The organism is Bradyrhizobium sp. MI1.4, from assembly GCF_055811315.1.
The window spans coordinates 1-1,888 of record NZ_JBVVPP010000082.1 but is presented as its reverse complement, the minus strand read 5'-3'; the positions used below and the strand labels follow the sequence as shown (position 1 = coordinate 1,888).

Sequence of the window (1,888 nt, the reverse complement as noted above, 5' to 3'; positions counted from 1 at the left end):
TGGGGGGCGGGCATCTTGGTGGTTTTTAACTTGACGCTGCTCGCGCCCCGGTTGTTGGGGGTACCACACCCGGGGTGTCGTCGTCCGGCTTGATCGGACGACCCAGTATTCCAGAGACAGTAGTGACTGAGCCGAGGCGCCGCGGCGTACTGGATGCCCCGCTTTCGCGGGGCATGACGGAGAGCTAATCCTGCGGCTCGGACGTCGCATCGCCTTGCGCGTCGATGCGCAGCCAACCTGACGGCGCGAGGCGCTGCTGCGGCAGGAAGCGGGCCTTGTAGTCCATCTTCTTGGAGCCCTCGATCCAGTAGCCGAGATAGACGTAAGGCAATCCCTGCCGCCGGGCGCGGGCAATGTGGTCGAGGATCATGAAGGTGCCCATCGAGCGGCTGACTTCGCCCGGCTCGAAGAACGAATAGACCATCGACAGGCCGTCGCTGAGCACGTCGGTCAGCGCCACCGCGATCAACTCCTCGCCGCGGCCGGTGATGCCGCTGTCGGGACCGCGCTTGCGGTACTCGATGATACGGGTCTCGACGTGGCTGTCCTCGACCATCATGGCGTAGTCGAGCACGGTCATGTCGGCCATGCCGCCATGGCGGTGACGGGAATCGAGATAGGCGCGGAACACCGAATATTGCTCGGAGGTCGGCACCGCGCTGCGCTGCTCGCCGATGATGTCGGCGTTGCGCGCGATGACTTTGCGGAAGTTGCGGGAGGGGCGGAACTCGTTGGCGATCACCCGGACCGAGACGCAGGCGCGACACTGGTCGCAGGCGGGACGGTAGGCGATCGACTGGCTGCGACGAAAGCCGCCATGGGTCAGGAGGTCGTTGAGGTCACCGGCGCGCTCACCTACGAGGTGCGTAAACACCTTGCGCTCGTGCCGGCCCGGCAGATAGGGGCAGGGGGAGGGCGCCGTGAGGTAAAATTGTGGGGTGTCGCGCGAGTGCTGGGTCAAGGGACGTCGTGGGCCTCCAAAATGTGCATCAGCATCGCGCTACGAAAGCCCCCGGTCAATCGGTCTACTCGGCAGGTCAGATCGGACAGCATAGCGGGTCCAGGTTGATAGGTCCTTGATCCGGGTTCGTTGATCAGCAGGTCCTTTGATCAGTAGGTTCTGGCGCCCTGAGGCACCGGCGCGCGAACGGAGTTGTTGATCACGACCGTTCCCAGCACGAAATCCTGCAGCAAGCGCCTGCGGCCGTTGAACAGCCCGACCAGCACCACGAAGGGCGACAGGAACGAGACGGTCACCCAGAACAGCACGGCGTGGGTGGCGCCGAGCACGAAATAGCCGGGCGCGCCGTACCAGGTGCGCAACTCAAGATCCATCACGCGCATGCCGATGGTCGCGGACGACGGACCGCCGATGCAGGCGCCGTAATAGACGATGGCCCAGATCACGGAGGCCGGCCAGGCCAGCCAGAACAGCGCCCAGCCGATGCCGAGCGTGACCACGCCGAACACCGCGATGAAGAGGTAGCCGAGGATCACCGGCACCGAGATCACAACCATGTCGATCAGGAAGGCGAAGACCCGCCGCGTCGCAACGCCGCGGAACAGTTCCGGATGCAGATAGGGATCGTAGGCATGTGGCTGCGCCCCACCGTCATTGCGCCAGGCATTGCCCGAGTCCGAATACGACATGACCATTCTCCCGAGGGAAACTCCCGTGGCAGGACTCCCGTGGAAGGACATGGGAACAGGCCGTCCGCGTGCCAAGGGCGCCGAGATTAACAAGCCGAAATATTCCGGCGATTCGGGGGCGGCGGAGGCGGGAGGAAAGGACGCGGCGCCACACCCTCAGTGTCGTCCTGGCGAAAGCCAGGACCCATTACCCCAGGGACAAGCTTGGCGAAAACTGGAAGTTAGTACGTTCGCCGGT

At 64.3% G+C, this 1,888-nt stretch carries 2 protein-coding genes; both read right to left on the bottom strand.

The features are described from left to right. Positions 1-184: 184 nt before the first annotated feature. A complete protein-coding gene (locus AC0L23_RS38345) occupies positions 185-961 on the bottom strand; it encodes an arginyltransferase (RefSeq protein ID WP_018458387.1) in 777 nt (258 codons plus the stop codon). A gap of 149 nt (positions 962-1,110) precedes the next feature. Next, the gene (locus AC0L23_RS38340) at positions 1,111-1,650 is read right to left on the bottom strand and encodes an RDD family protein (protein WP_007611123.1); all 540 of its coding nucleotides are present in this window, start codon (positions 1,648-1,650) and stop codon (positions 1,111-1,113) included. Positions 1,651-1,888 lie beyond the last annotated feature (238 nt).